Here is a 20,149-nt window from a genome sequence, read left to right as displayed (position 1 = left end):
GGGATCCCTTTTTTGCTGCTTGAACCTTGGATAGGAACTCGGTCAAGCTTTACATGGACTCGGGGGCACTTAGGCCAAGGATGCCAGTGAGCACGTTAAACAAGACCTGCCGCGTAGCTTGCACTAGTTGAATGCGGGCTTGTGCCAAGAGGGGATCCTCTTTCAAGAGAGGTAAAATGCGGCAGTTGTCGTAAAACTTGTTGAAATCGGCAGCAACGGCTTCTGCATAGCGGATGATTTTATGCGGGGCGCGCTCCTCGGCAGCGGCAATCAGCTCATCCGGCAGAGCCAACAGGCGCAACAGCAAGGCTCGCTCTTCGGGTTCTCTGTAGGGCAGTCTTCGTTGCTCCGTCAGGGCAACTTCGTCAGTTAGTTTCACTTTTTCTTCCTCCTGTAACCGCCGCAACAGGGTACAGCAGCGGGCGTGGCTGTAGTGGACATAGACCACTGGGTTATCGAAAGTTTGCTTGACAGCTAAATCCAAATCAAAGTTGATGGGACTGTCCATGCTGCTGCTGAGCAAAAACCAGCGCGCTGCGTCGACCCCCACGCCAATTTCTGGATCTTCGATGAGATCGTTTAGCGAAACAAAATTGCCAGTGCGCTTGGACATGCGCACTTCGACCTTCTCTCCAGTTTCCGGGTCAGCTTTAAACAACTTGACAAATTGGCCAATCAGGATTTCCAGCTTCACCTCTGGGTTGAAGGCCGCCACCGCTGCCCTCAGGCGACCAATATAGCCATGGTGATCCGAGCCAAGGATGTTGATCAGCCGCTGGTAGCCCCGCCGGACTTTGTCGCGGTGGTAAGCGATATCAGCCGCTAGGTAGGTAAACGAGCCATCAGCCTTCTGCACCACCCGATCCTTGTCGTCGCCAAATTCTTGGGTTTTGAAGTAAACGGCCTCCTCGGCCCCTAGCTTGGGATCCTCGCCTCGCGGCGCTCTAGCCCTATAGAGAAAACCGCGCTCTTGCAGCTCTTGCAAAGCCTGCTGGATAGCGCTCAGGCCCGTCTGGGGATCTGGCGTATGCAAGCAGCGCTCGCTAAACCAGTGATCGAACTCGGTGCGCAACTGCTGTAGGGTCTGCTTTTGCCAGGCCAGGATTTCCTCATAAGCAAACTCTATGTATTCCTCTAGGCTGGCTGGCAGAGGGCGGATCCCAGCCTGCACTTGCTCCAGCAGCCGCCGAGCAATATCGATCAAGTAACTGCCGTGATAGCCGTCCTCTGGCAGAGCCACTTCTTCGCCCTGGAGTTGCCGCACCCGCACCTCTAGAGACTGACCTAAGAGCCGCATCTGATTGCCGGCATCGTTAATGTAGAACTCCCGCTCCACTTGGTGGCCTGTCCAGCGCAGCAGGTTAGCCAGGGTGGAGCCAACCGCCGCCCAGCGGCCATGCCCTACGTGCAGCGGACCTGTCGGGTTGGCGGAAACATATTCCAGCAAAATGCGCTCAGGATGGGGGGTAGCTGTTTTGCCAAAGTCGTCCCCCAACCTCAACAACTCTTGCAGTCGCCTGGCCAAAAAGGGATCCCCAAGCCGAAAGTTGAGGTACCCTCCCCCTGCCACCTCAGTTTCAATATCCGGCAAATCCAGGTGTTTTTGCAGGGTTTGAGCAATCTGAGCCGGCGCTAGGCGGCAGAGCTTGGCCATTCCCAAGGGAGTGGGACAGGCGTAATCGCCATAGCGAGGATCGCTGGGGATCTGAACAACTGGCACCACGCCGGCTGCCTGCTCGGGAGTCAAGGACCCCAGTTGCCCTGCTGCGGCTGCCTGTTGAATGCTTTCAGCTACGGCAGCGGTGAGAAAGCGAATCAGGGAGGTAGATAGAGACTGAGTGACCATGGTTGAGGGTACCAAGACAACTCTGCGAAAGCTCAACTAGGCAGCAGCGTGTCTCTTGATTTTGACACAACTGCCTCCTCTCTGCTCCAGCCGGCCTGGTTCTATGGGGTGAAGACCAAAATCCTAGTGTCTCGAGGATGGCAATTTCCAACGGACGAGAGCAGTCTGCCTTGCCACGAAGCAGTTGCGGCTACCACCTAGTTTTGGTTGCCCCGCGCTGCGCAAGAGGCGTTCAGGGGCCTTCACCTCAGCCACCGCCAAAGTTACGGCGTGAAGTCTGTTGCTACTTAATGCTGACTGTAACCACCGGCACTTTACCTGTAGACAAGAAACTTTGTCTTCCAGTGAAATTAAGCAGGCTAACTCCATCGGCTTGGCAAGGTCTAGTAAGCTTGCCGATTGGGCTCGCCAAAAGGCTGCTAGCAACAGATAAACGGTAACAACAAGTAACGGCTGACTAAAGCTGGTAGTGATCCCAAAAAAAAGCTGAATAAGTTTCGTGAGACAGGAAATCCCTTCTACCTTAGAGGAGATCAGTAGGGGACAAGGGCCCTTGGAGACCTTTGTTTTGATTAAGCAAGTGCCCGATCCTAACAGCAAAACGGGCGTCAACAGCGATGGCACCATCGACCGGGCCAAGGCCAAGCGGATGTTAAACCCCTTTGATCGCTATGCCCTGGAAGCGGCTCTCCAAACCAAACGCCAGCACGGGGCCAGGGTGACGGCAATCACCATGGGGCCACCGCCAGCCATCGAGGTACTTTACGAGGCCATTGCCCACGGCGTGGATCGGGGCATTCTGATAACCGATCGCCGCCTCGCTGCTTCCGATACCTTGGCCACTGCCTACACCTTGGCCCAGACAGTTCGCTATGCGGGCCAGCCGGATATCCTCTTCTGCGGGCTCCAGACCACCGACGGCGATACAGCCCAAGTGGGGCCCCAGTTGGCGGAGCGGCTGGGGATCCCTCAGGTTACCTATTGCGAGGCCTTCGAGATCCAAGAGGGGATCTTGGTGGCGCGGCGGGCTATCGAAGGAGGATCCCAGACAGTAAGGGTGCCCTTGCCGGTTCTGGTTACAGTGGCCAACACAGCGCGACGCTTGGCCTACCCTACCCTGCGCGGCATGCAGCGGGTGCAGCGGCTCATGCGGGACGAGGCAGCACGGGCTGAGGTCATCCAGATTCTTAGCCTAGACGACATAGGGGCCGATCCAGATCGCTGTGGCCTCAAGGGATCCCCGACCATTGTGGCCGCTACCGAAAAAGTTGGGGAGATGGGCGGCCGGTGTCAAGTTTTTCAGGGGCAGCCGCTGCCCCAACTGGTGCAACAACTCACCCAAGCCGTTGACTTGTTCCGCTACACCCTGACCTTCTAGCTTCCCCACCCCAAGAGGAGTCCCAACTTATGGATAGCAAGCGGGTAGTGGTCTTTGCCGAGCAAGTAGACGGGGAGCTACAGCCCATCGCTCTGGAGTTGTTAGGAGCAGGGCGACGGCTAGCGGACAAGCTAGGAGGGATCCTGAGTGCCTTGGTCCTTGGGCACAACATCGCCCACTTGCCCTCCCTTCTCATCGGCCACGGGGCGGATCAAGTCTTCATTGCCGATCACCCAGAGCTGGCTCAATACCGCACTCTGCCTTACCGCCGCGTCATCGTGGATCTCATCAAAAGCTGGCCTCAGCCGCCCCACATCCTGCTGTTTGGGGCCACCACCACTGGCCGCGACTTGGCCCCCCGCTTGGCAGCCCACCTGGAAACGGGCTTGACCGCCGATTGCACCGAGCTGGACATCGGCCCCTTTGAGTACACCAACAGCAGAGATCCCAGCAAGGCTGGCTTCTTCCCCGCCTGCCTGTACGCCATTCGGCCCAGCTTTGGCGAATCGCTCAAAGCCCGCATTCTTGGACCTTGGAAGAATCCGCAAATGGCCACGGTGCGCCCTGGGGTGATGCTGCCCCTGCCATGGGACGGATCCCGCCAGGGGGAGGTGATCCCGGTGCCGGTTAACCTGAAGCCGGAGGATCTAAAGTTGCACATTGTGGAAACGGTGCGCAACCTCTCTCAGGCAGTGGATCTCAGCCGCGCCAAAGTCATCGTTGCAGGCGGCTACGGCCTGGGATGCGCGGAAGGCTTTGAGCTGATGAGGGAGCTAGCCGCCTGTTTCCCCAACAGCGCCGTTGGCTCTTCTCGCAAGGCTGTCGATGCCGGCTGGATCCCCTATGCCCATCAGGTAGGCCAAACGGGGAAAACTGTCCGTCCCCAGCTCTACATTGCCTGTGGCATCTCGGGAGCCATCCAGCACCGAGTTGGCATGGACAAGTCCCAGCTCATCATCGCCATCAACAAGGACAGCTCCGCCCCCATCTTCAAATTTGCCCACTACGGCATTGTGGGGGATCTCTACCAGGTGGTGCCAGAGCTAATTCGGCACCTGAAACAGGCTCAGGAGGAGAGGCGAGAAGGAGCCAATGTCCAACAACCCTTCCAGCAGCGGCTCCCTCTTCTACAAAGGCCCTAGAAAGACGGGTGTAGGGCCATCGTTAGCAGACCCTGCTGCCCCAGCAACAGCTCCCGCAACAGGGTTACTAGGCCCACCCAAACCACAGGCGCCATGTCCACACCCCCTAGAGGCGGGATCAGGCGGCGTGTCGGGCGCAACAGAAACTCGGTTAGGCCGACCACCAGGGAGTAGGGAAGGCGGGAAGTATCCAGTTGCGGATACCAGGACAGGAAAATGCGCAGCACAAACAGCACGGTGTAGGTTGCCAACAGCGGACCTAGCACCCAGGCAGCGAATATCGGCAGCATACGTCTTGCAGGAACTAGGGGATTCGGAGCCCAACGGGGATGTAGGCGCTCGGCTCTAACCTTAGACTCAGCTTCTTAAAACTTTAACTCCATTTCCAAGATAGTCCTACAGGCAGCCGTTAGAGACTAGCGCCATAATGGTCGTATCTTACTGACTGCAGGGAGGGATCCCATGCAGGGAAGACTCCAAGAGATCGATATCCGCAGCATTCTCCAGCTGATCGAGTTGGGCCAGCGCACCGGCGAACTTTTCGTGGAGGCAAACTCTTCCCTCTACTGGTTTATCTTCTTCCTCAATGGGCGGATCATCTATGCCTCTGAAGGCGAAGGCAACGTTGCTCGTCTCAGGGACTACCTGCGCCGCTTCCAGCTCGAAGCTGCCTTAGACGAAATTCAAATGCCACCCAAAGCAGCGGTGAATATCCCCGAGTACAGCCGCCTCTGGTCTTTGCTGGAAAACCACAAGCTCAACCCCAGCCAAGGTAAGCAAATCCTGCTGGGCATGGTGCGGGAAGTCCTCTTTGATCTGCTCAGCCTTCACCACGGCTCCTTTATTTTCGAGGCCGGCCCTCCTCTGGCCCCCCAACTGACCACCTTCCCGGTCACTTCCCTGCTCGCTGAGATGGTGACCCAAGTGCAGGAGTGGAAGAAGCTGCATCCCTACATCCAGACTCCCAACCAAGCCCCCACCATCGTCAACCCCCTGCCCCTCCAGCAAACCCTGCCAGCCGCCGTCTTCAAAGCTCTGAGTGAGTGGTCAGACGGCAAAACCAGCATTCGCCAGATGGCCCGCTACCTGGGCCGAGACATCCTGCTAGTGGCCAAAGCCTTCTATCCCTATGTGCAGCAGGGGGCAATCCACCTGTCCGAGCCTGTCCCCCTTGCTGGTCCCAAGCCTAGTAGACCCCTCAAACCTAGCGACAAGCCTGCTCACATCCTCTGCATCGACGATTCCATGGCCATCCAAAAAACCGTGGAGTTCATCCTGCAAAACGAGGGCTACCAGGTTACTACCATTGGCAATCCCCTCAAAGCTCTGGGACAGGTGTTTCTCCTCAACCCCGACATGATTCTCTGCGATGTGGCCATGCCCAAGCTGGATGGGTATGAGCTATGCGCCATGTTGCGCAAATCCAGCCAGTTCCATGAAACCCCCATCGTGATGCTCACCGGCAAGGATGGTTTTTCTGACCGAATTAAAGCCCGCATGGCGGGGGCCAACGAGTTTCTGAGCAAGCCCTTTTCTGAGAAGGAGTTGTTGACCGTCGTCGAATCCTACGTGGGCCCACCTCCCAAACAGGGCGGCGAATAGAATCAAACGGGAGAGGGAATACTGGACGGAGGAATGCCGCATCGAAACAATAGGGGTAGCACGGCTGGCCCACAGCCCCAGAGCTGAGCAATAGGCTTCAGTCGCAGCAGGCCAACGGCTGGGGGGTGCAAGCGATGGTCAAAGTGATAGTGGACAACAAGTTACCTACCTGGAGGCCACGCAGGAACGGCTACGAAGTGCTCCGGTGAAAGGAAATGAAAGCACCCGACATGTTTGCGGAGTCTTTGCTCCACCAATTAGGTTAATGGTTAAGAGATCAAGGAGACCGGCCAAAAATGAGTCGCATTTTGGTGGTAGAAGATAGCCAATCCCAGCGGGAGATGATCAGTAAGCTGCTGCAGGAAAACGGCTTCGAGGTCATGACCGTGGAAGATGGAGTGGAAGCTGTAGAGGCGGTAAAGCAGAACAAACCCGACCTGATTGTGCTGGACATCGTCATGCCCCGCATGAACGGCTACGAGGTGTGCCGTCTTCTCAAAGCTGACCCGCTTACTCAGAACACTCCAATTGTCATGTGCTCTTCCAAGGGTGAAGAAGCTGACCGCTACTGGGGGCTGCGCCAGGGAGCAGATGCCTATGTCGTCAAGCCTTTTCAGCCGCAGGAACTGGTGGGTACGATTAAGCGATTACTAAGGGGCTAGCCCGCTTCCTGAGCAAGGGAGCGGTGGCCACCTCTCCACAGGATCATCCACAGGGGGGAGCATCATGGTGGGGGATCTGGACTTATTGATGGGGGACGAAACCCAAGAATTGAGAGAAATTGAGGCTCCTGAAGGTGAGCTATTCCTGAAATTCAAGGTTGCTACCGGCGAAGAATTTGCATTGCCGGCAGTATCAATTGTGGAAGTGATGAGCATTGGCCCTGAGAAGATTACCCCCATGCCCAATGTGGTACCGGTTTTGCTGGGCACACTCAACTTGCGGGGTGAAGTGATCTGGGTTGCAGACCTGGGGCAATTCTTGGGGATCAGTCCCCCCCTCAATCTTGAGCGTGCCGAGCTGCCTGTGGTGGCTGTGATGGATCAACAGGATTTGCTGATGGGATTGGCTGTGGACTCCATTGGGGGCATGGAGTGGCTCAAGACGGAATCGCTGCAACCTGTTCAGAAGGCTCCTGAGTCGCTAGCTCCCTTCTTGCGCGGAGAATGGGTGGTGCCAGAGACAGGGGCTCACTTGCCGTTCCTGGATCCGTCGGCCATCCTGAAATCTAATCGTTGGGGCTGATGAGGAGCCCCCTATAAGTTCGCCAGGAAAAGGAGGATGTATAGTTCTTATCGAGATTGCTCCCTAGACAGGGGGAACAGCTTGGAGCCTGTTCCCAAGAGATTTGCCCCAAGCTTGCTGGGGATGTGTTGCACTAGCTCTTGCACCCAAAGCTTCAGGGTTGGAGGGGAAAAGCAGTCCATGAGCATATTACTACAGCTTTATGGCGACCTAGCGACTTTGAGGGGTTGGTGTGGGGTGAGTTCTGTGCATTGAGGCTAAAGCAGTCCCAGAGGTAGCCAAGCAGGGAAGGGAGGAGCCATGGTTTCCAGCGCAAACAATCAGAGAGACTTCACTGAGGGAATGGTTGCCTTTTGGCGGGGAGACTACGCTGAGGCAGTGCGTCTATTCAGCCAGGTGGCCGCTGCTCAACCTCAGGATACGGCGGTCAAGCTGTTGCTGGCTTCGGCCCAGAAGCAAGCAGGGCAACTGCGGGAAGCCCGCCATACCTACGATACCATCCTCAAAACAGCCAGCGATCCTGAGGATCTGGAAGCAGCCCGTAGGGGCCTGGAGGAGCTGTTGCAGGTGGCGCCAGAGCTAGCAGAGGCTCCCCCTTTACCGCAGGAGGACGATCTTCAGCCTCGGGAGGGGTTTGCTGCTCAACTGGAGGAGTCGGATCCTTTTTCCCAGTTTGCGTTTGAGGAGAGGAGAGAAGCTGGGGCCGATCCCCTTGCTGCGGAGAGCAACAGCTTTGGAGAATTTGCCGAACCTTTCGAGACGAGACTCTCAGTGGAGCCAGCAGCCCCGTTGGGCTCCTCTCAGCCCCTGCCCACGACTCCTCGAACAACGGGAGGGGGTGTGAAGCAACCTCAGGCAGAGCCGATGCTCGAGGACGACTTTGCCTTCCTCAACGAGTTTGAGCAACAGCCGCAAGATCTGGAAAGCGATGCTGTTACTCAATTGGCTAGCGGTGCCGATTTTCCCGAGGAGATAGGCTTTTCTCTACCCACTTTTGAGGAAGGGGGATCCCTAGAGGGGAGCTTGCCAACGGAATTGGCCGCCCCCATGAGCGAGCCGATCCCTGCCCCCGACGAAGATACAGCCAGCGCTGGCTCTACGGTGCTCTTTGAGCCTGACGAGTTGGACAGCTTGGATCGCGAACTGGCCGGCACAGGCAGGAGCGAGCCGGCGGCCCTCGGCGCCGATGAGGGCAAGACAGGAGAAACGGCCAGAACGCTACAAAGCTTGCCTACTCTCTCCGTTCCTCTCCCCAGCATACCTAGAGGGGAACTGCCTAGCCGACTGACAGCCAATCAGCTGACCCTGGCGCTGATGCAAGGGGTGGTCAGTTTGGCTGCCGGCTTGGCCATTGGCCTAGGGATCCCAGCCAACGGTGGAGCCCGCCTGCTGGCCGGCGTAGTTGGCGGGGGGGTCATTGGCACAGGAGTTGGGGCTGTCCTTGCCTCCCGCCATGCCCAGCGCCTTCGCGCCACTACCCAAGAGCTGGCCGGACACTTTGCCGCCCTGGCCCAGGGGAATTATTCCGTGCGGGCAGAGGCGAGAGGAGATGACGAGCTGGGGCGCTTGGCCGACAGCTTCAACCGGATGGCTGCTGCCCTGGAGGCCCATTTTGCTGACCTCAGCCAGCGGGCTGCTGAACAGGGGCAGGCTAAGGAAGACTTGCAACGCCAAGTGATCCGCCTCCTGGACGATGTGGAGGGGGCAGCCCGCGGGGACTTGACGGTGCGGGCGGAGGTTACCGCTGACGTGCTCGGAGCTGTTGCTGACTCTTTCAACCTGACCATTAGAAGCCTGCGGGACATCGTGATTCAAGTGAAGCGGGCCGCAGCCGCTGTGAACGATGCAGCTTTACAGAGCGAGGACTTTGCCCGCAACCTTTCTGCCGACGCCCTGCGCCAGGCGGAGGAGATTTCCAACTCCCTCAACTCCATTCAGGAGATGACAGACTCCATTCAGGAGGTGGCTGGCAATGCTCGCGAGGCAGCCAATGTCGCTGCCCAGGCTACAGAAGCAGCTGCCCGAGGCGGAGAAGCCGTGGATCGCACGGTGGCCAGCATCCTGGAGATTCGGGAAGTGGCAGCAGAGGCGACCCGCAAGGTGAAACGCTTGGCAGAATCCTCCCAGGAGATCTCCAAGATTGTGGCTTTGATCTCACAAATTGCCTCGCGCACCAACCTGCTTGCCCTCAACGCCAGTATCGAGGCCGCGCGGGCCGGCGAGGCGGGGCGGGGCTTTGCCATTGTGGCCGATGAGGTGCGACAACTGGCTGACCGAGCCGCCAAAGCTTCGAAAGAGATCGAGCAGATTGTGCTGCAGATCCAGTCGGAGACCAGCAACGTCATGACAGCCATGGAAGAGGGAACCCAGGTGGTGATCGAGGGAACAAGGCGGGCTGAGCAGGCCAAAAACAGTCTGGACGAGATCATCGAGGTCAGCCACCAGATTGATAGGTTGGTGCGGGCCATTTCTCAGGCTACCGTACAACAAACAGAGACCTCTCGCGCTGTGGCCCACCTCATGCAATCAGTGGCGCTGACAGCCAACGAGACATCCGAAGAGGCGCAGAAAGTGGCTGCTTCGCTGCAGCAGTTGGTGGGCATTGCCCGTGAGCTTCAAGCTTCCGTGGGTCGCTTCCGAGTGGGAGATGAATGAGCAAATTTGCCTGGCTCGCGGGCACTCTAGGGAGTAAGGATCCCGAGTCTCCTTGGGAGCCCCCTGCCAATCAGCGCAGAGGCAAGTTTTCCTGTGTCCAATTTGTTACTACTAAAACTGTGGGCCGTAGGAGGAGCCTCCTGCCATGAATGAAGAAGCACAAAAGCGGATTCTCAACTATTTCATCGAAGAGGCCCGCGACCACTTGGCCACTATCGAGCAAGGGCTCCTCAGCTTGCGGGACACGGTCGGCGACCCTGAGCAAATCAATGAGCTATTCCGAGCTGCTCACTCCATCAAGGGGGGAGCAGCCATGCTGGGCCTTACCAGCATTCAGCGAACAGCCCACCGCCTAGAAGACTTCTTTAACATCTTTCGCTCTCGTCCGGGCGAGGTGCCAGTGGATCAGCACCTGGAAACACTGCTGCTGCAGGTCTTTGATGGTCTGACGGCGCTCTTGGACGAGCTGCAGAGCCCCCAAGGCCTCACCCAGGAGTTCAGCGCTTCCACTTTGGCAGGATTGGAGCCAGTTTTTCAGGAGGCCGAAAAGCACATTCGCAGTCTTCTGGGCGAAGGCCCCCCCTCCATTCCCGCTCCGGCTGTTGCCCCGCCGTCGGCAGCTCGCAGCCTTCAGCAGGAGATGGTGGAAGTGGTGCCGCAGCAGTTGCGGCAGATGTTGGAGCTGTTCAAGCAAGGGGATCAGCCGGGCGTGCGCGAGCAGTTGCGGGAGGCAAATGCCGTCCTCAAGCAAATCGGGCAAACTCATCACTTGAAAGGTTGGCAACAGCTCACAGAAACTTTCGAGCAAGCGCTGGGCAACCCCAATGCCGATCTGCGAACGCTGGCGTTGATTGCCCTGCGGGACTTCAAGCAAGGGCAGCAGTTGATCTTGGCAGGCAGGGCTGAGGAGGTGAGTGCCTCGGCAGAATTGCAGCAGCTGGCCCGCCCGGCAGCGCCGGCTGCACCCTCTAATCCCTTGGACGTGGTGATCCAGCAGCGGATCCCGGCCCTACTGCGCCAGATGCTGGAGCTGTTCAAACGGCCCGACGACCCCGCTACGCGGCCCGCCTTGCAGAGCATCGCCCAATCCCTGCAGGAGGTGGGGCAAGCCGAGGGTGTGGATCTGGGCGGCTGGACAGCCCTAGCGCGCCTGGTTGGGGAGATTTTGGCAGATCCTGCCCAAGATTTACGGCAGGTGGCTCTGCCAGTGTTGCGAGATCTTAAGCAGGCCCACCAGGCTCTGGCTAGCGGAGCAGCCCAGAGCATCCAGCCCTCTGCAGAGTTGTTGGCCTTCCGCCGCGTGCCGACAGTTGCTGAGGAGGCTGAGTCAGAACTGTCCTCTGCCGAACCCGAGGCTGTCCTCTCTGCTCCGGCTCTAAGCCGAGAATCTGGGTTAGAGGAAGCCCTAGAAGCCGAAAGCCAAGAAACAGAACACCCAGAGCTAGGCCGGCCGGAGATGCCTGCCGAGAAGGGGATAGAGGAAGACGGGCAAGCGGCCGCCGACCTTACCCAGGAAGGCCTTGCTGGCTCCGCAGAGATGAACTGGCTTCAGGAGGAGGGGGCGCCACGAGCCGACTGGGCCGTGGGTGGAGGTGACTTCGACGCCACTCCCTTGAGTTTGGAGGAAGAAGTCTCCTTGGCCTTTGAGGAGCTGTTTGCCAACGCGGAACAGCTATCCGATATCGAAGAACTTCCACCAGAGCTGATCCCTCCTGCCTCTGAACTCTCCTCAGCAGCGTTCGAGGAGCTCATCCCAGAAGAGAGGAGAGCGGAAGCGGATCTGGCAGCGCTGTTTGCGGAAGTGGTGGGCGAAGCCACAGCGGAGGCTGGCTCTGCTGAGCGGACAGAGGCTGAGGACACAGGTCAAGCTCTCTGGAACGTCACCGAAGAGGAGTTGACGGCCCAAGCACCTGCGGAAAGGCCTACAGCGAGCCTCGACTTTGCGGCTGCAAGTGGCGGAGTGGAGGCCCCGTTTGAGCTGGAGGAGCTAGCCGTTGAGAGTTCTCCCTTGCCTGACTTGGAGTCGACTCCCAAGGTGGAGCCTTGGGCAGAGGGCGAGGAGGGATCCCCTGCCGAGGAGAGCCTAGAGGATCTTCTTGGGGCGGCAGAGCTGGCCTGGTCGGAAGCAGCTGAGCAGTCCGAAGGCCTCGAGGAGCCAGAGGTTGCGGCAGCCCAGGGCTTCACGGCTGAGCTGAGCCTGGCTGAGCTCTTGGCTAGTGAGACGGTGGAGGCCCCAGAAAACCAGGAGGAGTGGGCGCTCCTGGAGCAGATGTTCCCAGCCCCAGAAGAGGAGCCTTCTGCAGCAGCTGCTGCCTCCTTCTCGGAGGATTCTCTCAACCGTCTCGAGGCGTTGTTTGCCGAGGAGGCCGAGGCCGAAGAGCTGGGCAGGGGGGCTGGCGAACCTTCATCGGCTGTGGATACTGATGGCGACAGCCAGATCGATCTGGAGGAGCTGAGCCGGTTCTTTGCCGCAGCGGCAGACACGCAGGAAGGAGCCTCCCTGGGTGACCTAGAAGCCTCGCCAGCAAGCAACTTAGCTGCAGAAGTTCCGCCAGAGGTAGCAGAGGAGGGTAGGGCTCTGCAGTCAGCAGAGGAAGACCTGGCCAGGCAACTGGAAAGCCTGTTTGCCGAGGATGAGTCCTTGGCTGCCCCGGGCGCAACTATGGCTGAGGGCAAGATGAAGCCCCCGGCAGAAGAAGCTTTAGAAGGCTCCTCGAGCCCCAGCCTGGACGATCTGGCTGCTCTCTTTGATGCTGCTGAACCAGCAGTGACTCCTAAGCTGGAAGAGGCTACTGCTCCCCCTGCAGAAGCCGCCAGCGACTTCGCAGCCCAACTGGAATTGCTCCTAGGCGACCTCGAGGTCGCTCCCCAGGCTTCTGCTGCGCCTCCTCCCCCTGCTGTTACTGCTCCAGCAGCCACCCCAGCAGTACCCGCTACGCCAGCAACACCGGCCGGCCGGCGGGCTGCCCTAGGTAGCTCTGTAATGCGGGTGGAGGTGCGTCACCTGGACTTCATCAACAACTTGGTGGGAGAGCTGGTTGTCATTCGCAATAGCATAGAGCAAAACCAAACTCGTCTGCGCCAATTTCTCGATGGCCTATTGAGCCGTGTCCAGCAGCTTGGGGAGCTGGGCCAGCGCATGCGGGATCAGTACGACCGCTCCCTGCTGGAAGCAGCGCTGTTTTCTGGCCGCAGGAGCACGGCAGCAGTGGGCTCCAGTCGCAACGGCGAGGGATCCAGCCGCGCCAGAGTAGGTCACTCCACAGGCCAGGAGTTTGACAAGCTGGAGATGGACCAGTTTACGGCCTTCCACGCCCTGGCCCAGGAGATTATCGAGCTCATTGTGCGGGTGCGTGAGTCTTCCTCCGATATTGAGTTTGCGGTGAATGAGGCGGAGCAGATTGCCCGCCAGTTCCGGCAGGTCACTGCCCAACTGCAAGAGGGCCTGAACCGAGCGCGCATGGTGCCTTTTGCGCAAATTGCCGACCGCTTGCCCCGAGCTGTTCGCGACCTCTCCCTCAAAACCGGTAAGCAGGCCAGCCTGGTGGTGGAAGGCCGGGACACCCTTATCGACAAGGCCATTCTGGAAGAGCTCTCCGACCCGCTAACCCACCTGGTGAACAACGCCCTGGTGCACGGGATCGAGCCGCCGGAAGAGCGGCGCCGCTTGGGCAAGCCCCCTGAGGGCAAGATTACCGTCAAGGCTTTCTACCAGGGCAACCAAGCCATCATTGTCGTCTCCGACGACGGGGCGGGGATCCCGGTGGAGAAGGTCAAGGCCAAGGCGCAAAGGTTGGGGCTGCTGTCAGAGGAAGCAACCGAAGACGAGGTATTTGGGGTTCTCTTCCACCCCGGCTTCAGCAGCCGCGAGGCTAGCGAGGTAGACGATCTGGCTGGGCGAGGGGTTGGCTTGGATGTGGTGCGGCGCAACATCACTGCACTGCGCGGCAGCATTCAGGTGGATTCTGTGCGCGGCAGGGGCACCACCTTCACCATCTGCCTGCCGCTCACTCTGAGCATTTCCAAGGCGATGGTGTGTGTCAGCGACAAGGCCCTGATTGCCTTCCCCCTCGACGGCGTGGAGGAGATGCTGGATGTTCCCGTCGACGCCGTGCAGCCTGATGAGCAGGGACGGCCCACCATTCCCTGGCGGGATCAGCGTCTTCCCTTCCAGCCCCTCTCCAGCTTGTTGTCCTACAGCCGCAGCCACAGCCGCAGCCGCTCTGAGGTTTATACCGTCACCCAGGATGAGGGTATCATTCCCATCGTTGTCCTCCAAAGTGCGGGCCAGTACCTTGCTCTGCAGGTGGACAGCTTTGTGGAAGAGCAGGAGATCGTGATCAAGCAACTGCGCGGCCCTGTGCCTAAGCCGCCGGGAATCTCTGGGGTAACGGTGTTGGGGAACGGGCGGGTGCTGCCGATTGCTGACGTCCTCGAGCTGGTGGATATGGCTCAAGGCCGCCGTCGCGATCTCAGCCGCCTCTGGGCAGAGCGTCGCGCTGAGGAGCCAAGGGCCGAGGAGACCCATCAAACCACGGTGCTCATTGTGGACGACTCGATTACCGTGCGAGAGCTGCTCTCCATGTCCTTCCAAAAGGTGGGCTACCGGGTGGAGCAGGCCCGCGATGGCCAGGATGCCTGGGAAAAGCTCCGCGGCGGCTTGCGCTGCGATCTCGTCTTCTGCGACATCGAGATGCCGCGCATGGACGGCCTAGAGTTGCTCTCCCGCATACGGGCAGACAGCAACCTCAAGCATATTCCGGTAGCTATGCTCACCTCGCGAGGGGCAGAACGACACCGGCAAACAGCCCGGGAGCTGGGGGCCACTGCCTACTTCACCAAGCCTTACCTGGAGGAGGAGCTGCTCAGCGCTGCTGCCCGCATGCTGCAAGGGGAGCAGTTGTTGAAGCCTGCCCCCCCTTCCTGAAGGGGCGACGCCAGGATCGCCAAAGGGCTTGACTCCAGAGGAGATTGGAAGGTGTAGGATATTGGCCTGTTGTCCTCGGAGGGAAGTGGCGATGCGCCTGACGGTCTGGGCTCTCATCCTGGCTGGTGGGTTTGTCCTGGGGGCTTCCTGGGCTGGCAGGGAGCTGGAGGCAACTGCTCATGAGAGCAAGGGGAAGGGGGAGCTCTCGATCCATAGAGCTCATCAGATAAGCCTAGGCCCTGCTGACGAATCCTTCGACCTGCGGTTTCTGGATGCGATGATCCTCCACCACGAAGGAGCGGTGAGCATGGCCGCGGAGGCCCTGCAAAAATCCCGGCGGCGGGAAATTCGTCAGTTAGCCAAGGATATCATGGCTGCCCAGAGCCAAGAAATCAAGCAGATGCAAGGCTGGCGGCTGAGCTGGTACCCGCAAGCTCCCCGGGATCCCGTCATGTGGCATGAAGAGATGGGCCACCAGATGGCCATGACTCCGGAGATGGCTGCTGCCATGCGCATGGATACCAACCTGGGATCCGCTGACCCTGAGTTTGACCTGCGCTTCCTGCAAGCCATGATCCAGCACCACGAAGGAGCCCTGGTCATGGCTAGAGAGGCTCTGGAAAAATCCAAGCGTCCCGAGATTCGGCAACTGGCAACAGCCATTGTCACTACCCAGCAGGCGGAGATTGAGCAAATGCGGGCCTGGCAAAAGCGGTGGTATCCGCGGTAGGGCTGCTGGGATAGAAAGATGAGGGGATGCGAGCAAGGCCGGCTCTTACGGCTGCCCGCAGCACCCAAAGGATTTCCCCGTATTGCCCATGGCCCTAGAGCTGCCCTCCCTCCCTCAACACCCCGATTTGCTTCCACCGGTTCGCCAAGACCGGAGATCCCGCTGGCTGGCAGGGCTAGCTGTTTTGCTGCTGTGCTTGGGATCCCCCAACCGCTGGTTGCACTGGTTCCCAGGGGCACTACTGGGCCTAGCACCCCTGTTTTACCTCTGCGAACAGCAACAGGGGTGGAGGCGGTGGCGTTTGGCCTATGGCCTGTGGTTTTGCGTGTGCCTGTACGCCTTCTGGGTGGATCCCTTCTCCCTTCAAGTGCTCAGCGCCTGGGAAGTCTTGGGGGGAGTGGTGGTGGCCCCCCTGATTCCTCTGTTTTTCACAACGGCCACCGTTTTAAGTTTGCAGTTGAGCCAGCCGCTTCCCCCCTGGGCCCGTCCCCTAGGGGTGGCCACGGTCTGGACAGGGCTAGATGGGCTGCTGGGCCTGCTCCGCTGGCCGATTCCCTTCCACTGGGGATCCCTGCTGTTCGATTGGCCGCTGGGGATCCAAGTGGCTGATCTAGCGGGGATCTGGGGGGTGACCTTTTTTGCGGTCTTCGTCAACGGCGTGCTCTGGCAGTTGGCCATCCAGCTTCCCCAGCTTTCCTTGCGGGGGGTGCTGAGTGCAGGGCGCAGAAACCCGGATTTCTGGCGGATCTTGGCCTGCGGCCTGGCTCTAGCAGGGCCAGTCTTGGCCTACGGGAGCGTGCGGCTAGCCTATTTCGATGTCCTGGCGGCAAAAGGAGGGAATCCCAGCTTTCGCGTGGGGACGGTGCAGCAGGTGGCCTGGCTAGAAGCCGATCGCAGTTGGGACTACCGCAGCCAGCGCTACCGCGAGCTGCACCAGCTTTCGGCCCAAGCGGTGGCCGAGGGGGCGCAGTTGGTGATCTGGCCAGAAGGAGCGCTGCGGGCCCGCCTGCTGAACACCCCGCTACAACCCTATGTGATCGAGCCCATGCGAGCCATCCTTCCCCCTGAAGGGGCCTTGATTACCGGGGCAACGGAGCCCGATCCCCGAACGGTACATCTGCCAGAGGAGGAGCAGCGGTTTTTCAACACAGCCCTCCTCTTCAACGCCCAGGGCCAGGTGCAGGATTGGTTTGGCAAGCAGTGGATCTTCCCCTACTTCGAGTCGGGCCGCTACGTGCCCTCTCCCGATGGCTATCGGCCGCTAGCAGGAGGAGAGCTGTTTGGGCCTTTGGGGGTGATGATCTGCCTGGAGAGCGTCTTGCCTGCCCCCAGCCGAGCTCTAACTCGTGCGGGAGCGGAGTCGTTGATCGTGATCTCCGACAGCAGCTGGTTTGGCAACAGCCACTGGCCCATGCTCCACGGCCGGCTTTCGGTCTTTCGGGCGGTTGAAAACCGGCGCAGCGTGGTTTTTGTCAACAACACCGGCGGCAACTTGGTGGTGGATCCCTCCGGTCGAATACAACGCGTGGGCCCGATTTTTCAGCGCGGAGTGGTTACTGGGGAGGTGAGGCGGCAATCCCAGCTAACCTTCTACACGCGCACAGGCGACTGGCTGGCCTGGTTGACCTTAGGCCTTTCTCTGGGATTGAAGGCCTGGGGATCCCGAGCCAAGCCAGGATACGCTAAAATTCTCAGGTAGGGTTAGGGCTTTGCGGCAGGCGGTGCCTAGCTCCGCTTAAATGGAATCCGAGCCCTCCTTGCTGATGTAGCTCAGGTGGTAGAGCAGCTCACTCGTAATGAGCAGGTCATCGGTTCGAGTCCGATCATCAGCTTCAAAACCTGCCTTAGCTTTACAAGGGCTGTGGGGCGGGAGGGGCTGCCCCCTAAGGTTGGCTAGGTGATCAAGCTGTCTCCTTACCTTCCCGGCCGCAGTTTTTGGCAATGACAACCCCTTTTCCTTGGCCCTACCGCACCCCTGGCATTCCAGACTCTGCCTTTGAGCGGATCCCGGGGATCCCTATGAGCCCCCGCGAGGTGCGGGTGCTAGTGCTGAGCCAGTTACGCTTGGGAGAAGACCACTGCCTATGGGATATCGGCGCTGGCACTGGCACCATTGCCATCGAGGCGGCCATTCTCTGCCCCCGCGCTTGCGTGATTGCCATCGAGCGTGATGCTGAGGTGGTCAGCTTGATTGAGAGTAACTGCCAGAAATTTGGCCTCAGCAACGTGCAAGTTATCCAGGGCACTGCTCCCGAGTGTCTGCATCAGCTTTCTCCGCCCCCCGACCGCCTCTGCATTGAAGGGGGCCATCCCCTCCGCCAGATCCTAGAGGCTGCTTGGCACTATCTCAAACCCAACGGCCGAGTCGTGGCCACCACCAATTCGCTAGAAGATCTCTACGGCCTCTCCGCCGGCCTGGCTGCGGTAGGAGCCCACCAGGTTGAAGTTATCCAGGCAGCAGTAAACCGTCTGGAGTCGCGAGGCCGCACCCAACTGTTGCTGGCTTTGGATCCTACTTTTGTGTTAAGCGGAGAGAAAAGCTCTAAATAGCTTGAGAGGTTTCTTCTCCGCTGCTTGCAAAGCTTTTTCTAAAGCAATGTGAATCAACCAAACCGAACCACCAGGACTCCAATTTTCTCCAGCTGCAGAGGGCAATGGAGAGATTTCACGTCCCCTTTCCAGAGTTGCAGGCAGTAAGGCTGGAGCAGCTGTTGACTCGACCTGCAGCGACTTGAATGCTATGGGGACTGGGGCATTGGCAATCGCTGCCGACAGGAAGTGATTTAGGCCAAGCCAGCCGAAGGAAAAGCCAGCTTGGGCTAGCGATGCCTCCTCGCTTTACCCCGCTCTTCCCGAAACCCTAGCAGCTGCCAATCCCCCACTGCGAGCCCAAGGAAGGCAACTGCTGCGCCATACACATTTCTCTACACTCTGCAGCCTTTGTTAGGGATCGAGGTAGAGTATTTCCAGAACAATTGCCCCTCCGGGAGAGCAAAGGATGAAAGTTGGAGATCGAGTACGGGTGCGCGCCAGCGTGATTGTCTATCACCACCCGGAACATCGCAATCAACCGTTTGACCTCAAGGGCATGGAGGGAGAAGTAATAGCTGTCATCCGGGACTGGAATGGCCGCCCTGTCAGCGCCAACTTTCCCTTTCAGGTGCAGTTTGGTAACAAGTTCCGCGCCCATCTGCAGGCGGAGGAACTGGAGCTGATCGAGGCGGCCCCCTTGCCGGAAACTCCTGCCTAGGAGAGACCTAGCAGGGTGCGGTTGGTTTCCAGAATTGGCTGGATTAAGGCAAACTCCGCCGGGGTAAGGTACTTGGCAATCACCTCCTGCAGAAGGCGGTAGGTGGCCTCGCAACTGCGCTGCGTGCGAAAGGCCCGCATCAAGGTCTGAAACCAGTAGAGGAACCGCTCCTTGTAGCGCTGCTCATCGTCCAAAAGCATGGCCAAAGCAGAAAGACGCAAAACCCGCACTGTGTCTGCCTTCCACTTGTTGCTGAAGTCCTCTATCCCCCGCATGAGCAAGTAGGGATCCAAGGCGCGCAGCTTGGCCTCCACCTCGCCGACAATCTGGGCTTCCGCCGCTTGAATTTTGCGGTAGGCGCTTAGCCGCAACTCAAAAGAAGCTAGGTAGGCCTCCATGAACTGCATCTCCTCATCTCGGAGATAGCGTCCGTCGGCGGCCAGGCTCAATTGGCGCAGTTGGGTCAGCATCGGGATACCAGAGGAATACAGGAGGGCATTCGCTTGCTTTTAAGCCTAGCGGCAGAAGGTGTGCCATTTGATTTCCGCTGGCTTCTCAGCTAGGTTAATATTAGTTAATAGTCTGCCGGTGGGCCCAGGCACCATCGAATAGAAAGCACCCTTTGGGAGGAAACACTTCCGTGAGTCAGAAAAGTAAAAACAAAAAATGGAGGAGTGCCGGCTTGTATGCCTTGCTGGCCATCGTCTTGATCTCGCTGGCCACAACCTTCTTCGGCACCCGCCCGGCTGAGCGCCTGGAGATCAGCTACTCGGATCTCATGAGCCGCGTAGAGCGGGGCGAGGTCAGCAAGGTTTTGGTTGAGGTTACCCCTGATGGCCGCCAAATTGCCATTGCCGACGCGGAGATCAACAGCCGCGCCACTCGAGTGCAGGTCAATCTGCCCCCCCTCACTCCCGACTTTGAGAACACCTTGCTTGCCAAAGGAGTAGAACTAGCAGTGCGCCCTGTTCAGGATGAGGGTTTGCTGGGGCGCATCTTTAGCACCTTCCTTCTACCTGTTTTGCTGCTGCTGGGTCTGTTTTTCCTGCTACGGCGAGCCCAGAATGGCCCTGGCAGTCAAGCGCTTAACTTCGGCAAGTCGAGGGCGCGGGTGCAGATGGAGCCCAAAACCCAAGTTACCTTCAACGATGTGGCAGGTGTAGACCAGGCCAAGCTGGAGCTGGCGGAGGTGGTAGACTTTTTGAAAAACCCTGAGCGCTACAACGCTCTCGGGGCAAGGATCCCGCGAGGGGTGTTGCTGGTCGGCCCTCCAGGCACCGGCAAAACTCTCTTGGCCCTGTCTCTTATACACATCTCCCCCCCCCCCCCCCCCCCCCCCCCCCCCCCCCCCCCCCCCCCCCCCAATTTTTTTTT

15 protein-coding genes and 1 tRNA gene are annotated in these 20,149 nt (G+C 59.1%); 13 read left to right on the top strand and 3 right to left on the bottom strand.

Features of this window, described 5'->3' with window-relative positions; all coding sequences use genetic code 11:
* Nucleotides 1-49 precede the first annotated feature (49 nt).
* Nucleotides 50-1,846 (bottom strand): arginine--tRNA ligase, encoded by a 1,797-nt coding sequence (argS, locus tag NW804_RS08720; protein WP_414420137.1) that lies wholly within the window; start codon nucleotides 1,844-1,846, stop codon nucleotides 50-52.
* A 553-nt stretch (nucleotides 1,847-2,399) separates the two neighbouring features.
* Here argS and NW804_RS08715 point away from each other — a divergent pair.
* Nucleotides 2,400-3,224: an electron transfer flavoprotein subunit beta/FixA family protein gene (locus tag NW804_RS08715; protein WP_414410684.1), complete on the top strand. Its 825-nt coding sequence runs from the start codon at nucleotides 2,400-2,402 to the stop codon at nucleotides 3,222-3,224.
* Nucleotides 3,225-3,253: 29 nt separating this feature from the next.
* Nucleotides 3,254-4,366: an electron transfer flavoprotein subunit alpha/FixB family protein gene (locus NW804_RS08710; protein ID WP_414410685.1), complete on the top strand. Its 1,113-nt coding sequence runs from the start codon at nucleotides 3,254-3,256 to the stop codon at nucleotides 4,364-4,366.
* Here the strand turns inward: NW804_RS08710 and NW804_RS08705 are convergent.
* Nucleotides 4,363-4,656, bottom strand: coding sequence for a YggT family protein (locus tag NW804_RS08705; RefSeq protein WP_414396663.1), 294 nt, complete (start codon nucleotides 4,654-4,656; stop codon nucleotides 4,363-4,365). The two genes, NW804_RS08710 and NW804_RS08705, sit on opposite strands and share 4 nt — an antisense overlap.
* A gap of 172 nt (nucleotides 4,657-4,828) precedes the next feature.
* Here NW804_RS08705 and NW804_RS08700 point away from each other — a divergent pair, with 172 nt between their 5' ends.
* From NW804_RS08700 to NW804_RS08655, 10 genes are all read left to right on the top strand, one after another.
* On the top strand, nucleotides 4,829-5,968 hold the full coding sequence (locus NW804_RS08700) for a response regulator (RefSeq protein ID WP_414423341.1): 1,140 nt from the start codon (nucleotides 4,829-4,831) through the stop codon (nucleotides 5,966-5,968).
* A gap of 296 nt (nucleotides 5,969-6,264) precedes the next feature.
* Complete coding sequence (locus NW804_RS08695; protein ID WP_414410687.1) at nucleotides 6,265-6,630, top strand: response regulator transcription factor; 366 nt, start codon at nucleotides 6,265-6,267, stop codon at nucleotides 6,628-6,630.
* A gap of 64 nt (nucleotides 6,631-6,694) precedes the next feature.
* Nucleotides 6,695-7,213 (top strand): CheW domain-containing protein, encoded by a 519-nt coding sequence (locus NW804_RS08690; RefSeq protein WP_414423340.1) that lies wholly within the window; start codon nucleotides 6,695-6,697, stop codon nucleotides 7,211-7,213.
* Between the two features lie 342 nt (nucleotides 7,214-7,555).
* Nucleotides 7,556-9,868: a methyl-accepting chemotaxis protein gene (locus NW804_RS08685; RefSeq protein WP_414423339.1), complete on the top strand. Its 2,313-nt coding sequence runs from the start codon at nucleotides 7,556-7,558 to the stop codon at nucleotides 9,866-9,868.
* A 145-nt stretch (nucleotides 9,869-10,013) separates the two neighbouring features.
* Nucleotides 10,014-14,795 carry a response regulator gene (locus tag NW804_RS08680; RefSeq protein ID WP_414423338.1) on the top strand — a complete coding sequence of 1,594 codons (4,782 nt, stop codon included), beginning with the start codon at nucleotides 10,014-10,016 and terminating at the stop codon, nucleotides 14,793-14,795.
* 91 nt (nucleotides 14,796-14,886) lie between these two features.
* Nucleotides 14,887-15,525 carry a DUF305 domain-containing protein gene (locus NW804_RS08675; RefSeq protein WP_414423337.1) on the top strand — a complete coding sequence of 213 codons (639 nt, stop codon included), beginning with the start codon at nucleotides 14,887-14,889 and terminating at the stop codon, nucleotides 15,523-15,525.
* 88 nt (nucleotides 15,526-15,613) lie between these two features.
* Nucleotides 15,614-17,224 (top strand): apolipoprotein N-acyltransferase, encoded by a 1,611-nt coding sequence (gene lnt / locus NW804_RS08670; RefSeq protein ID WP_414423336.1) that lies wholly within the window; start codon nucleotides 15,614-15,616, stop codon nucleotides 17,222-17,224.
* Nucleotides 17,225-17,284: 60 nt separating this feature from the next.
* A tRNA-Thr gene (locus NW804_RS08665) sits at nucleotides 17,285-17,357 on the top strand.
* A gap of 109 nt (nucleotides 17,358-17,466) precedes the next feature.
* Entirely contained in the window at nucleotides 17,467-18,075 is a 609-nt protein-coding gene (cbiT, locus tag NW804_RS08660; RefSeq protein WP_414405802.1) for a precorrin-6Y C5,15-methyltransferase subunit CbiT, read from the top strand.
* 448 nt (nucleotides 18,076-18,523) lie between these two features.
* A complete protein-coding gene (locus tag NW804_RS08655; protein WP_414396683.1) occupies nucleotides 18,524-18,775 on the top strand; it encodes a ferredoxin-thioredoxin reductase variable chain in 252 nt (83 codons plus the stop codon).
* On the opposite strand, the gene NW804_RS08650 is transcribed toward NW804_RS08655, so the two are convergent.
* Complete coding sequence (locus NW804_RS08650; protein WP_414396686.1) at nucleotides 18,772-19,245, bottom strand: phycobilisome protein; 474 nt, start codon at nucleotides 19,243-19,245, stop codon at nucleotides 18,772-18,774. The genes NW804_RS08655 and NW804_RS08650 overlap by 4 nt on opposite strands.
* A gap of 170 nt (nucleotides 19,246-19,415) precedes the next feature.
* On the opposite strand from NW804_RS08650, the gene NW804_RS08645 reads away from it, so the two are divergent.
* Nucleotides 19,416-20,149 (top strand): ATP-dependent metallopeptidase FtsH/Yme1/Tma family protein (locus NW804_RS08645; protein ID WP_414423335.1); only part of this gene is annotated, 734 nt, incomplete at its 3' end.

Source organism: Synechococcus sp. WC10meta, from assembly GCF_047461475.1.
This window is presented reverse-complemented; position numbering and strand designations above follow the sequence as displayed.